The 13,027-nt window shown below is 58.9% G+C and carries 13 protein-coding genes and 1 tRNA gene; 7 read left to right on the top strand and 7 right to left on the bottom strand.

From position 1 onward, the window contains the following. Window positions 1-1,033 precede the first annotated feature (1,033 nt). From JQ575_RS01205 to JQ575_RS01225, 5 genes are all read left to right on the top strand, one after another. Window positions 1,034-1,648, top strand: a complete 615-nt coding sequence (locus JQ575_RS01205; protein WP_212031453.1) for a hypothetical protein — start codon at window positions 1,034-1,036, stop codon at window positions 1,646-1,648. Between the two features lie 461 nt (window positions 1,649-2,109). Continuing rightward, complete coding sequence (locus JQ575_RS01210; protein WP_212031454.1) at window positions 2,110-2,334, top strand: outer membrane protein; 225 nt, start codon at window positions 2,110-2,112, stop codon at window positions 2,332-2,334. Between the two features lie 177 nt (window positions 2,335-2,511). Then, window positions 2,512-2,601 (top strand) — tRNA-Ser (locus tag JQ575_RS01215). Window positions 2,602-2,608: 7 nt separating this feature from the next. After that, the gene (locus JQ575_RS01220) at window positions 2,609-3,022 is read left to right on the top strand and encodes a hypothetical protein (RefSeq protein ID WP_212031455.1); all 414 of its coding nucleotides are present in this window, start codon (window positions 2,609-2,611) and stop codon (window positions 3,020-3,022) included. 1,786 nt (window positions 3,023-4,808) lie between these two features. Next, window positions 4,809-5,714, top strand: a complete 906-nt coding sequence (locus JQ575_RS01225; protein ID WP_212031457.1) for a transglutaminase family protein — start codon at window positions 4,809-4,811, stop codon at window positions 5,712-5,714. Between the two features lie 72 nt (window positions 5,715-5,786). On the opposite strand, the gene JQ575_RS01230 is transcribed toward JQ575_RS01225, so the two are convergent. Both JQ575_RS01230 and JQ575_RS01235 read right to left on the bottom strand, forming a co-directional pair. After that, the gene (locus JQ575_RS01230; RefSeq protein ID WP_212031458.1) at window positions 5,787-6,695 is read right to left on the bottom strand and encodes a PAS domain-containing protein; all 909 of its coding nucleotides are present in this window, start codon (window positions 6,693-6,695) and stop codon (window positions 5,787-5,789) included. Window positions 6,696-6,974: 279 nt separating this feature from the next. Next, window positions 6,975-8,081, bottom strand: coding sequence for an AraC family transcriptional regulator (locus JQ575_RS01235; protein ID WP_249166354.1), 1,107 nt, complete (start codon window positions 8,079-8,081; stop codon window positions 6,975-6,977). Between the two features lie 188 nt (window positions 8,082-8,269). On the opposite strand from JQ575_RS01235, the gene JQ575_RS01240 reads away from it, so the two are divergent. Together JQ575_RS01240 and JQ575_RS01245 are read left to right on the top strand one after the other, a co-directional pair. Further along, window positions 8,270-9,490 carry an ABC transporter substrate-binding protein gene (locus JQ575_RS01240; RefSeq protein WP_212031461.1) on the top strand — a complete coding sequence of 407 codons (1,221 nt, stop codon included), beginning with the start codon at window positions 8,270-8,272 and terminating at the stop codon, window positions 9,488-9,490. Between the two features lie 182 nt (window positions 9,491-9,672). After that, window positions 9,673-10,098 carry a hypothetical protein gene (locus JQ575_RS01245; RefSeq protein ID WP_212031463.1) on the top strand — a complete coding sequence of 142 codons (426 nt, stop codon included), beginning with the start codon at window positions 9,673-9,675 and terminating at the stop codon, window positions 10,096-10,098. Between the two features lie 100 nt (window positions 10,099-10,198). Here the strand turns inward: JQ575_RS01245 and JQ575_RS44310 are convergent, their stop codons facing one another. The 5 genes from JQ575_RS44310 to JQ575_RS01265 all read right to left on the bottom strand — a co-directional run bounded on the left by JQ575_RS44310 (window position 10,199) and on the right by JQ575_RS01265 (window position 13,007). Further along, the gene (locus JQ575_RS44310; RefSeq protein WP_249166355.1) at window positions 10,199-10,675 is read right to left on the bottom strand and encodes a hypothetical protein; all 477 of its coding nucleotides are present in this window, start codon (window positions 10,673-10,675) and stop codon (window positions 10,199-10,201) included. Between the two features lie 13 nt (window positions 10,676-10,688). After that, the gene (locus JQ575_RS44315; RefSeq protein WP_249166356.1) at window positions 10,689-11,147 is read right to left on the bottom strand and encodes a hypothetical protein; all 459 of its coding nucleotides are present in this window, start codon (window positions 11,145-11,147) and stop codon (window positions 10,689-10,691) included. Between the two features lie 193 nt (window positions 11,148-11,340). Continuing rightward, entirely contained in the window at window positions 11,341-11,637 is a 297-nt protein-coding gene (locus JQ575_RS01260) for a hypothetical protein (RefSeq protein WP_212031465.1), read from the bottom strand. Then, window positions 11,628-11,903: a hypothetical protein gene (locus JQ575_RS44320; protein ID WP_249166373.1), complete on the bottom strand. Its 276-nt coding sequence runs from the start codon at window positions 11,901-11,903 to the stop codon at window positions 11,628-11,630. The genes JQ575_RS01260 and JQ575_RS44320 overlap by 10 nt, the downstream gene beginning before the upstream one ends. 705 nt (window positions 11,904-12,608) lie before the next feature. Further along, entirely contained in the window at window positions 12,609-13,007 is a 399-nt protein-coding gene (locus tag JQ575_RS01265) for a hypothetical protein (protein WP_212031467.1), read from the bottom strand. Window positions 13,008-13,027: the final 20 nt, after the last annotated feature.

Raw genomic sequence — 13,027 nt, forward strand, 5'->3', positions numbered from 1 at the left:
GAGGCTGCCCGGCCTGATTCCTTGATACGGCCCACCTCCGCACCAAGTCGTAAAGATATCGCAACCCGAACACGGCGGAAATGCGGTGCGCGCCGCCGTGGTGAATCAATGGTTGCTACCGGTGTGGTCGCCTTGGGTTTGCCGTGGTCCCCCGGCGGTTTACGGGCTTCATTGTGACGATCGCCCATAGACCATCCCTGCCCTGTCCCGGTTTCAGACAATCTGTTGCAGCAAATCATCACTCGGCCCGGATCTGTCGTTTCGGCTACTGAATCTTTTTGACTGTGCAACGCCGCAGTCGTTCTGTGCGTGCAGGGGCGCAAAGGATTTGTGCGATGATTGAGACGGTTACAGCGATTATGGGCTTGGTGAGCGCGGCGATTTTCCTGGCTCATGCATTCGAAGGCTATCGTTCCCGGGCCTGAGTTTCAGGTCCTGCCGGTGGTTTTGGCCACCGGCAGAAAGACGCATCACCTCTTTCGAGGCGGGAGATTTTGAAAGCTTTAATCAATTCGGACGAGCATCCAGAGTGGCAGGTGTATCATGCGCAACCACGATTTGGTCTCCAACGGATTCCTCGCACTGACCACGGCCAGCCTGGTGCTGCTGTGCTCAAGCTTGCTGGCGTTCGCGCTCGGCTAGACCGCAAGCCTTCCGCATTGCTGGGCGGGATGGCACCGTCAACCGCGCGAAATGACGCTTTCCCCGGCGGCACGCCCCTAGAAAAATGGTAGCAAGCCCGTTCACCACTTGTTCGTAGGCTGTGAATTCCTTAAGCCGATTCCGAAATTTTTAATAAATGCGGACCAGCCTCCAGTCAGCGGCAGGAGGTGTACCATGAGTAATCATGACTTCGTGTCTGACGGGTTCCTCGCGCTAATCGTCACCGCCCTTGTGCTGTTGTGCTCAGGTTGGCTCGTTCTCGCCTTCAGCTAGTCCTGGGAGGGGGGCGCCTCGTCCCACCTCTGGACGTAGGGCGTCGCGCCGGTTGCGTATCTCAAGGAACACCGGGCCTGAAGGCGAAAGGAATAAAATGAGTGACTCGCTTTTCTGCGAGCGGAAAAAGTGGGGAATTGCGGTTTACGGGCTCGTTAATGCGGGACTATTCGCACTGAGCGCGTCGGTCGCAGCCGCTGCCGAGATAAAGTCCCTTAATCTCAAAGACGATCAAGTCGAAATTTCCATCTCCGGCAATATTGCGCCTGGCGATGCTGACTTACTACAAGCGCGCATCAAAGCGGCGAATGACGCGGGTAAACTGGTGACCTCGCTGCGGTTGCACTCTGATGGCGGCAACTTGCGAGAAGGTGTCCTGCTGGCAGCCGTGGTCAAGTCTGCAAAAATCTCAACGAATGTAGGGCGGGACGCAACTTGCGCATCGGCGTGCTTTCTCATTTTTGCGGCCGGGGAAACAAAAACCGCAAACCATCGCGCCCGCATCGGAGTGCATGGCGCCGCCGATAAGGGGACCGAGTCTCGTTCTGCAACACAGTCGATGGCAAGCGTTGCAAAAGAATTGGGAGTTACCTCGTCAATCATTCGCCGCATGTTAATCACGCCATCCAGCGAAATGGTCTGGCTTAGTCTCACAGATCTTCAATCGATGGAAACGAATGTCACTCGCGGCGGCGACGGGCCAGAGCGATAATGAGCCAGGTGACTATAGAGTACCAGTCGGTCGCGCCTGTTGCCAAAGAGCCCATAAATACCCGGGTTTTCGCAGCCGAGTTGATTCTCTGGTCCTGTCTCGTTCCACTCCGTCCCAAGCAGTTGGTTTGCAAAAGTGTTAGCAAACCTCACACCTTCTGGAACGGTCGCTGTATCAGGAGCCGGCGATTTGGAGTTACCCAAGGGGTGTCATCGACCGGACCACGGGTAATATGAGAGTGTTGTGCTCCCGGCTTCAAGGGACGCGACACATGTCCAAATTCGACCCGCCGAGACTTCCTTTTAAGCGCCCACGTTTCGATTGGCTGTTCTGGGCATCCGTTGTCGGGTCAACGGGTTTGCTTGCGCTGTTCATAGGCGAACTCGGCACATAGGCGGGGTCGCCCGTCAGAATCATCGGCACACCGGCGCTCCTCGGGAACGATAACGCGGCATCCGAATTTGCGCCGACGAAGAAGCCCAATCGGTGGCGGCATCGAGGCCGCGCTCGGCGGCAATTGGAGTGCCAAGGCCGAATATCTTTACGTCGATCTCGGCAACGTCACCTACACGGTAACCCAGCCTGGATTCGGCCCCCTCACGCTGGCCATTGGCGTGCGCGATCACGTCGGACGCGTCGGTGTGAACTACAAATTCGGAAGCGGTCCGGTCGTCGCCAAGTATTGAGACGGCGAGCGAGCGGCGTTGGCAGCAACTCTCGCCCGGTCGACCACAAATCCTGCATTGCAACGACCCGCGGACAACGTGCCCTGCTCTCGTCCTCAGGAGTTTCATCCTCAAATTGGGTCCACTTCGCATTGCGTTCGGCTCCGCCCTACGCTAAGCGACTGAAATTACTGGTTTGGAAGGGTGGCCGAGTGGTTTAAGGCACCGGTCTTGAAAACCGGCGTGCCTGCAAGGGTACCGTGGGTTCGAATCCCACCCCTTCCGCCATAAGCCATTGAAATTGCTGATTTATATGGTTTATCTGGATTTCTGCGCACAAACGAACGTACAACGGGCGCGGCTTGCTTTTCAGGCGGTGTTGTTGCTCGGCATCGTTATCCCCACCGTGATCGTCGGAGCGACGCTCCTGTTTATGATGGACCGGCACGGCCGTTTTTGCGGGGGGGCCCCATTTGGGTACTCCACAGTAGAGTTTGTGGCTGCCCGGACGCGCGTGGTACTTCGCCCCAAAAATGGGAGGTGCCCAATGTGCGCAAATTGCGCGGAGCTAGAGCGTAAGCTCACGCTCATCAAGTCCGGCAGCGAGCCGGATGACCCTGAGACCCGGCAGCGGTTTAAGGCCCTGGTCGCAGACGTGGAACGCCAACTGGACGTGATGCGTAAAAGCCATCCCTCCACTGTGCACTGAAGCCGCCTCCCCGCCAGCGCACCATCGGCGCCTATGACAAGAGAAGGGTAGTGAGCGCCAGCCCGGCCAGGACCAGCGAGCCATATCCAGCGATACCGAGCCAATCGACGTGCCGATTCATGCCGGCACGGTGATCGTGGGGGAACCCGGGCATCTTGACCTAAATCAAAACAATGCCGCCATTGCCAGTTTTTCCCGAATTATTATCAGAAGAACTACTGAGTTGGTCGCTTTCCTGAGATCGAAAAACCCCGCCGGTTAGGGCGGGGCTAAGTCGAGGTAGCATCGCTTCTTTAGCCCGCGTGAGGGCTGCTGATAGAGTAACGGTCCGGTCGGTATAGTCGACCGCCTTTCGTGCATGCTTGCCTACTTATCCCGCATGCGTCCCGGTATAATAATGCGCCTGCGCACCCTCGGCACAAACGGCCCCGGCGCGGAGAACGCCACGCTGACCAAGGCCGCCAACCCGGTGGGGGGTCTCCCGCTCGGAGGTTCGCGGCATACCGGGAGCGCAGAGTCGATTCTTAGAGCGTTCAGGAGTTCCAAAGAAACGGCCCCAGGGCCGCGCGGTGGGCGAACACTGGGGCCGACATTTCCTCGAATGAAGCGCGGGGGGACGGCATCCATTCGGTCGTGCACAACTAAGCGATCCGGTCAGGAATTGTTCCGCTCCCCTAGCGGTCGGCTCATTTCGACGTTCCTACGGAAGATAACGTCTCGGTGAACGAAACCGATTGCCTTTCCCCACGCAGTTGTCCGGAAACGAAGCCGGAGCAGTCTCCTCGTCACCGACAACAGGGGATTTTCAAAATGATTGCTCTCACAGTCACCACCATTTTAGCCGTCTGTGCCGGAACATTGATCGCGCTGGCATCGAGCGATTTCGGCACCGAACTAGTCCTCGCCGTTGTAAGCCTCGTATAAGTACGGCAACAAAGAAAAACCCCGCCTTGACCCGGCGGGGCTAGTGGGGTTGGTGCAGGCATTCTTGCCGGTATTTCCCGATCCTCCATCAGGAGAACTACTGACTTTCCGAACTACTTCGGAGGACCTCGAGCTGCATGCCCGTGTCATAAAATGTTGGCACGTGTCGTGCAAGTAACTCTCTGCTGGGGATTAGAGAACCCAGATTGAGACAGGGCGCCGCCGGGACACTGTATTTCGAGCCCGGCGGCGTATCTTTTCGTACTAAATGCCAGCGAGGCACTTTCCCAACATGGCAAGGCTATGTTGATCTTGAAGCAGGTGCGACCCGCGTACAGTCGGATCAGGCGCAGACAGACGGACACCCCTTCCGCCAATACGCTGTTCCACCCTCCTCCGGATCGGACTGGAAGGTACTGATCTAATGGTGCCTTTTCGCAGAAGGGCCCGCAACCCCCGGTGCAAAGCCACGCTAGGCCGGGCATCGTGGCGCTTCTTCGGTTGCTAAACATCTGTTGGGCAAACTGGCTTATGTTCGTCGAGCGCAAGGTGACGCGATGAAGCGAGAACCTCCGCGTCGCAAACTCCCTGATCCACCAGCCTATCGACCGGATCGTCGCCGCACGGCGACCCGATGCGGGGATGTCACCACGCTGCGCAACAATAATTCCTACCTGTATGAACGCCTCCGATGCTTGATCTAGATCAAGGCGGCCCGCGGCAATGCTGAAAAGCGTTATTGCGAGTTGAGATTGCCGCTGGCTGCCGCTCTTCTCGGAGATAGGGCGCGTGTCAGCAGATGTTCACGGAACGCTTGTGGCAATCGCGCACTGACGCACCCGTTGCGCAGCAGGACGAACAAATGGCGGTTCTCGGCAAGATCAGCCACACCACCACTTACCGGTATGCGAAGCCTGTTACCTTCGGTACGCACCGGGCGATGTTCTTGCCAAGGCGCGGCGCATCGGCGCGTCTTGTCAGTTGGTCCGCAACAAGCAGCGTTCCTACGAAAATGCACTGGACCACCGATGCCCGCTCCAACACCGTAACGGTGATGGAATTCACTGAACCTGCTAGTGAGCTGACGATCGTTTTTGAGGCTCGCGGCGTGTATTACGGCGTTAAAGGGATCGAGGCGTTTCCGCTGGAATCCCGGGCCGATGAAGTGCCGGTGCAATACACTCCCGACGAATGGACCGATCTGGCCGGTTATCTCCGCCCTCATGCCGAGGATCCGGACGCAACCCTGGCCGCGTGGACCAAGAGCTTCGTTGCCGGCGACCAGGATCGAACCATCGATGTCTTGCACCGGATGCTGCACATTTTCCGCGACACCTTCAGCTATCGTCCGAGGGACGCCGAAGGAACCCAGTCGCCTGGTGAAACCTTGCGCACCAGATCCGGCACTTGCCGCGACTATGCCTGGCTCATGATCGAGGCATTGCGCCGGCTCGGGTTCGCGTGCCGCTTTGTGACCGGTTACCTTTACGATGCGGCGCTGGATGGCGGCGCAGTCGGCGTGACCGGGTCCGGCGCCACCCACGCCTGGCTGCAGGTCTTTCTCCCAGGTGCCGGCTGGCTGGACTACGACCCGACCAACCAGATCAGTGCCGGCTTTGATTTGATTCCGGTGGCAGTCGCCCGACATCCGGCGCAAGCAATCCCGCTGGCAGGCTCGTGGTTTGGTGAAGCAAACGACTACCTGGGCATGACGGTCAACGTCGCCGTGCAAAAGATCGGGAACGCGCCCGATCTGTCGGCACGATAGAAGCAATTCCAGCACCGCGTCGCACGAATCATTGGAATGCCGGCAAGCGGCCTTCCGTGGAATGCGCCGCCTCTACGCCCCGGCTTCCGAGAATTTCACGGCCGGGAAAGCGATGATTTCGCCGTCATGCGACTCGAAGGAACCAAAGGGCTGCGGCTTGCCGATGGCGAAACCCTGAACTTGGCGCCAACTCAGCGCCCCGTCGGGAAAGCGAACCCTGACTTCCGTCCTGAATTCTTCTCCGCGGCTTACCGCGTCCCGCCAAATCTTCAGCATGCCTCCGCGGTCATCGGGATCGACCCAATCGATCCAGCGCGTTCCCAGCACGCTGGCACTTCTGCCAAAGGGCTGCTGATACAGCACGTTGGTCACTCTACCGTTTGGATCTGCGATGGTTACCGTGGCCTTCGACAACTTCGCAATTGCTTGCAGGTATCTTGCTCCGGTGCATAGCAAATGGTTTCTGTTTTGGTCCGTGGTTGCATCCGCCATCAGTACGAGTAATGCGCTGGCTCGTCCCTGATCATCGACGAGGAATTCGCCATACGCGCGCACCCAGCGCACCCGGCGGTCCCCGAGGATGATGCGAAAGGTGTCGTCAAATGAGATCCGGTTCTGCAGGGCGACATTGACCCTCTCCCGATCTTGCCGGTCCCGGGGATGCATCCTGTCCAGCAATGCCGCGCGCGAAGGCAGTACGCTGCGCTCGAAGCCGAACAGGTCGAATATCCCTTCCGACCAGGCCATTCGCTTCTCGGCGAGATTCACCCAGCAGACGCCGACCTTGAGCTGCCGTTCGAGGAATCCGAGGACGTCGTGGGGAATTATCTGGTGCTGCGCGATTCCGGTCATCTCATTGATCTGGGCTCTGAAAGATTCGGCACCCCGGAAGGCCTGACGGCGGGGCTGCTGTTTTCGGCAGTGCAGTGCCTCGCTGGACAACAAGCGCTCAGGAACGCGCCAAAACGGCTGGTCGCTCACGAGACGATTTCGCGGTCAAAACGCAAGAAGCACCCATGCAGCGGCACTGCATAGGCCACAAAGCCAAACAATTGAAAGCCAGAACAATGCATCGTCGCGTGACATGAAGCTTCCGGTAACTCCCAGCCTGGTGCGGCGCCTGTGCGCATATACCGGAGCGCTGCCATGCAAAACTTGCTATCGCGCGCCAAGATTTTGGGATTCCGCGCCGAAAATCTCGCGAAGGTGCCTTTTAGACCATGCCCGTGGCTTTGAGTTAATGGTCGTAACTGCCCGACCTCAGTTGCCGCCCCGTCGCTCGTCGTCGGCCTTGTCACGGGCTTCCAACGCTATCGGTGCGCCTCTCGCCGGAACGCAATTGGACAGCCGGAATTCTCTTGGCGTGGTTCCTGTCCATCGCTTGAATGCGTGAGTGAAGGAGCTGACTTCCTGATAGCCCAACAGCCACGCTATTTGAGTGACGGGCAATTCGCGATCACTGAGATAGCGTTGGGCAAGAGCTGATCTCAGCCTGTCCAGTATTTCGGCGAAGGTTACACCCTCGTCTCGAAGCTTCCTCGATAGCGTACGCGAACTCATGCCAAGCTGACGGGCGACTTCCGAAAGCTCGACCCGCCCGTGCGGAAGCAGTTGCGGTATTACTCCCTCCACGCGGGAATGATTGCTCCCGCGCAACCCCGGTCGGTGAGCAAGCGCCTCTTCTGCATACCGCCGCAGCAAATTGTTCAGATGAGGGTCGCGCCCGACAATCGGCATCGAAGCGGCCAGCGCCGGAAGCATTATCTCATCCGTATCGGCGTCAAATTCTACTTCGGTTCCAAAGAAGGCTTTGAACGCCGCCGGCGAGCCGGCCCTGGAATGTCTGACCTTCAATCGACGCGCGGCTATTCGACTACCGGTAAGCTGTCGGCATATGCGCATCAGCGCAACCAGCCAAAACTCGATCTGATGCCGATCGGAGTTTCGATCTACATTTACGTAGTCGATGGTGATGTTCGCCGTTTCATTTAATTCGAAGCCCAGACGCGCCCCGTCAGTGTTGATTTTGCTGTAGCGTTCAGCGTTGCGAAAGGCATCCGCAAGATGCTCCGAGGATGCCATCACATAGTAAACCAAACCAATCTCGCGCAGGTCGAAGCTGCGTGCCAAATGAAACCCGAGAAGGTCATCCCGAAGTTCTTCGGCGGCCGATTCCAGGAGCTTGATCTGGGACTGCACCTCGAGACGAACCGTCGAATCGGTAATCTCGTCAAATCGCAACCCCGACTTTGACAGAACGGCCTTTACGTCCCTGCCTTGCTCGCGCAGTCGCGCGCATGCCAGGCGAGCGATTCGTCCGGTGGCACTCGGGATCGAACGAAAGCCCGCAGATCCATTTGAACTCATGAGGCCGGACCTCATTTCCCTTCCGAGCCTGCATTCTCAGGACCCAACATCTTTCCCGGAAAAAGGCTTTCTCTGACAACAACCGGGTCGTCACGGGCGATCGACCTTGATCTAAATCAAGTAAATCAAGCCGAATGCCTCCAATGGTTCCACGTCAGACTGAACTCTTTGGTCACGAAACTCATCCGATGCAAACCCTTGCTCGAACACTGATCGCGATCGTCGTGGCGCTTGCGTCGCTGGGCGCGATCACCGAGCGCGTGCGCGAGCCGGGTGTGACCGACACCGAAATTCGTATCGGCAATGTTATGCCCTATAGCGGGAGTTTGGAAGCATTCGGTGCGATCGGAAAGGCCGAAGCGGCGTATTTTGAGATGATCAACGAGCGTGGCGGGATCAACGGCCGCAAGGTGCGCTTCATCTCCCATGACGACAAATCCGATCCGTCGACCGCGCTGGAACTGACGCGCGGCCTCATCGAGAAGGAGGACGTCCTCCTGATGTTCGGGTCGTTTGGAACTCCGGGAAATTTTGCCGTCCGCACATACTTGAACGAGCGGCAAATTCCTCAACTCTTTGTCGCCTCCGGAGACGATCACCTGAGCGATCCATCGCTATTCCCCTGGACAATGAGCTGGCAGCCCTCGATTCGGGAAGAAGGGCGCATCTACGCCAACTACATCCAGGCGTTCTACCCCGGAAAACGGATCGTTGCGCTTTGGCAGAACGATCATTTCGGCCGTGAACTGTTCAGGGGACTGCAGGACGGTCTCGGTGACATCGCCCGGATGATCAGGGTCGACATCGCGCACGATGTCGCAGACGACAATCTGGGCAAGCACGTATCGGTCCTGAAGCGATCAGGCGCCGAGATTTTTGTGTTTGCGGGCGCGCCTGCCAACGTGACGAAAGTGATCCGAAGCGCGGCGGATCTGAACTGGCACCCTGTATTCATACTGAACCACATGTCGTCATCGATCGCGACGGCGCTAAAGCCTGCCGGACCGGAAAATGCCTTGGGCGTGATTACGGCGACCTTCTTGAAGGACGCCAGTGATCCGGCCTGGAAGGACGAGCAAGCCGCCAAGGATTGGCCCACATTCATCGAAAAATACAATCGGGCCGGAGGCAAAGACGACAACGCCGCCGTGTTCGGATACGCGGCCGCCGAGACACTGGCCCAGGTGCTCAAGCAATGCGGCAATGACCTGTCTCGCGACAACGTCATGAAGCAGGCCGCGGCTCTCGAAAACTACCAGAGCTCGATTTTGCTGCCTGGAATCAAAATCAACACTGGACGTTGGGACTTTCGGCCAATCAAGCACCTGCGACTGGTTCAATTCGACGGCCGCAGCTGGCAACCGATCGGCGACGTGCTTGAAACTGCTTTCTCCAGATCCCAAAAATAGCCGGGCCCGGCAACACACAATCGTGGTGAGATGGCATGGGTGCCGACTGAGCGGTGCCCCCCGCGCGCGGTGCTTTGTGGTCGATCCCGGGGTTTGATCCAGATCAAACACGCTGCGGCGCGCCGTCCCAAAATAGGCCGTGACCGGCCGCGCCAGGCGCTGCCGCACCGGAGGAGACGATCATGAGCGTACTGAGTTCACTGCGTATCGCTGTTCTCGCTGCCACCGGCGCCCTGATTGCTGCGGGCGCGCAGGCCGGGCCAATGCCGACCAACGTGGCGGCGATGAAAGCGATGGTCGACCAAAACACGACTGAAGTGCGCTGGGGTGGCGGCTGGCGCGGCGGCGGTTGGGGCTATCGCGGCGGCTTCGGTTATCGCGGCTGGGGCTATCGCGGTCTCGGCTACGGCGTCGCAGCTGGCGCCCTCGTCGGCGGCGCGATTGCCAGCCGCGGCTATTATGGCGGCTACGGCGGATATTATGGCGGCTATCCTTCCTATTATAGCTACGCTGCCGTTCCGTATTACGGTTATGGGGGCGGCTACGGCTATGGTGCCGGCTATTGCCCGCCCTATGGCGGCTACGCCGCACGCTATTACGGCTGGTGAAATCGGTCGCGCTGTTTGTTTTCATCTCCCTTGCGGAGGATGAGAACCGCGCTACGAAGCTGCGCCCGCCCCCACGATGGCGCGATCGTGTTCGCCGACTCTATTTGGGCAGGCATTCCACGTTGAAGGCGATGATGATCTGCGCCGGGTCGCCCTTGCCGATGCTCTTCAGGTCTTCCAAACCGCTTTTCAGCTTGGCTCCCGCCTCCTTCAGGCTGCCCTCGAGTGTCGACTTGGCCGCCCTGCATCGCTCTTCATTCGAGAACTCCTGAAACACGACGGTTGGGAGCAATCTCCATTCCGCCCTGTCGTTGGTAGCGGCCGGACTGACCGAGTAGGAGAAGACGTACATCAGGACCCACATTGATATGCTCCACGAATGATACGACGCGAGTTGGGTGGCGCTGCCGTTATAATCGCCGGTGGCATGACTGAGCTGACCGACCTCGTCGGGTGGAGCTAGCTTTGTCCATGAAATGCTGCGCGCTGGGCAACATCGCTCGCTGACGAACTCGCGGTCAGCGAAACCGGGAACTGCGAAGCGGCGGCGGTAAAGACCGACCGGACCGACGCCCACCTTTCCTGCGTGATCAGTACGGATACTGATACTGCCCGGGGCAGACCCAGTTGCCGTAAGTGTCGTAATAGCAGCTGTTGTAGCCGCCGTAGTAACCGTAAGCTCCGGCAGCTGCGGCCCCAATGGCTGCGGCGCCATAGGCCGCGCCGCGATAAACCCGGCCTGGATAATACCCGGGGTAACCAGCTATCGGACGGCCCGGCCGGCCGGCTATCGGGTAACCGGGGCGACCCGGCCGACCAGCTATCGGATGCGCCGGTCGAAGGCCTCCGCGATACCCGCCTCCGGCATGAATACGTCCTGCGTGAACGGCGCCGCCTCGGAAGTGAGCGCCGCCACCCCCGTGGAAGCCACCTCCACCACCACGGAAACCAGCACCACCTCCTCCTCGGCGCGCGAACGCGTCATCGGGAATGAGACTGGCAGCAACAAGAACGATTGCAGCGAGTGCAGCGAGAGCAAACCGAAACATGGTGCTTCCTCCCCACTGATTTGAGATGAGTTTCGCCTCGCATCAGTATGTAATGCGAACGCGGCAAACTAAGTGCACGCGCGTGATGGAGGCTTGATCTAGATCAAGGCAGCAGCGGTGGTTCATCCTGCGAATGCGCGCGGTCGCTGCGCGTACTGATCTCAAGAGACGCTCGGACAGTCAGCACCCAAGCTCAGAACGACACCAATATCGTCGCCGGCATTGAAGCCACGCAGATTGAAGCAATCACGACAAACGTACTGGATTTGCGCCTGATAGTCAGCCGCGCTGTCTCGGCATAAAGACGGGCGGCGCGCTCGCATGAAATCCCACCGCTTCCGAAGGCGTCATAGTATCTGTTCATGCCCAGACGGCGCACGTCGTCAGGCAATCCTCGCGCAAGCTGCGCTCGAACGAGGTTGCTTTCGCGGTAGACGCCATCCAGGCTTCTTGCCAGCGAAGTGACCCGCAAGAGCTGTGTCAGCGACACACATATGCACCATTCACAAGAACGCGGACACAGTTCCTGCTTGCAGCTGCGGCGCCTACGGCCGCTCCGCCGACGACCGCCCGGCGCGTTGTACGGCGTGCAACGCCGGCAACGCTAGCGGGGGTCGCCGGGCGTCCCACCCTGGCTTCGGCGCCTTGAATGGATAGCTCAAGACCGCCGTTTGGCGATAAGTCGATCGAGCCAAATACTCCAAAACCCAGGACGGCAACGACTAGCAGCGTCCGCTTCGTATGAAAGGATTTCATGGCAACCTCCATTGGCGACTTGAGACAGTGGGGTCAGTTTTTTGATGCTGTCGGTCCCTGGCTTGATCTGGATCAATCAAGTCGGGACTGTGAGGCGGCAGCAACGTGGCACAAACTGCATAGTCCAGAGCTCCGATCAACAAAGCGGGCGTGGTGCGCGGCACGGACGAATGCCTCAAGTGGCGGCCCTCAAGCCTTGATTGATCCGATGCGTGCAGTTCTTCACCGTAGAATACCTGATCAGATTTGTGCGGGGCTGACCTGACCCTGCGGGAGTGGTCAGAGCCTCTCCTGACGTCGATGATGCGCTGCGGCGTGGGGCCGACTGGAAATTCGCGCATTGACTGTTTGGGAATGGACTAAAATGGTGGCTCTGGCACTTCTGATTTCGAGCGTATTGGCCATCCCGCTCGCGGTTTGGGTGTTCACGCGATAGGGCCGCGTCGGCCGCCTCTCCTGACGTCCTAATAATTGGGCCGTGGCACAAACTGCACTGGGCGGCCCGCTGATCCGGGCCTATTCTGAGAGGTCTTATGAGAGACGATCGCGCATTCCAGATTGGCGTCATCGGGCTGGGGTTAGTGCCGATCGCACTGACATTCGCCGTGCTTTTCATGCGCTAGCACCCCCGCATCACATGCCCGATTTGGCATACGCGCTCGGCATCATCGCCTCTCGCAATCAAACGCTCCTCTGCTCGAAGTGCTATGGCGACCGCATGGTGTTGGCTGGCAGCAGGCCCGGCCCTGACCACTCCGAACTGCGGACCTTTAATGGCCCGAGTGCGGCCATGTCCACAAAGTAGCGGTCGAGGACCCGCTCGAATCCGTTGGCAGCACCGGCTGGACCGACAACGATCTCAGCCCGCCACATTGAAACCTTTGAGCAATAAGGCCCCGCCGAGTGAAAGAGCCAGTCGATGTGCGCAATCTGGATGCCGAGGCAACGGCGGCACTGGAAGAAGCCCGCAACATGCCGCCCGGCCCTGATCGAACAGAGGCATTGAAGAAAGCCGGCATTTTGCGGAAAGCCGCCGATCTCCATCGTTCGCTGTTGCCAAAGCGCGGCAGACCACCAAAATAGTGCCGCCTCCGTTTCACTCATTCAATAAGCCGGGCGATTTG

Source organism: Bradyrhizobium sp. JYMT SZCCT0428, assembly GCF_018131075.1.
GTDB lineage: Bacteria > Pseudomonadota > Alphaproteobacteria > Rhizobiales > Xanthobacteraceae > Bradyrhizobium.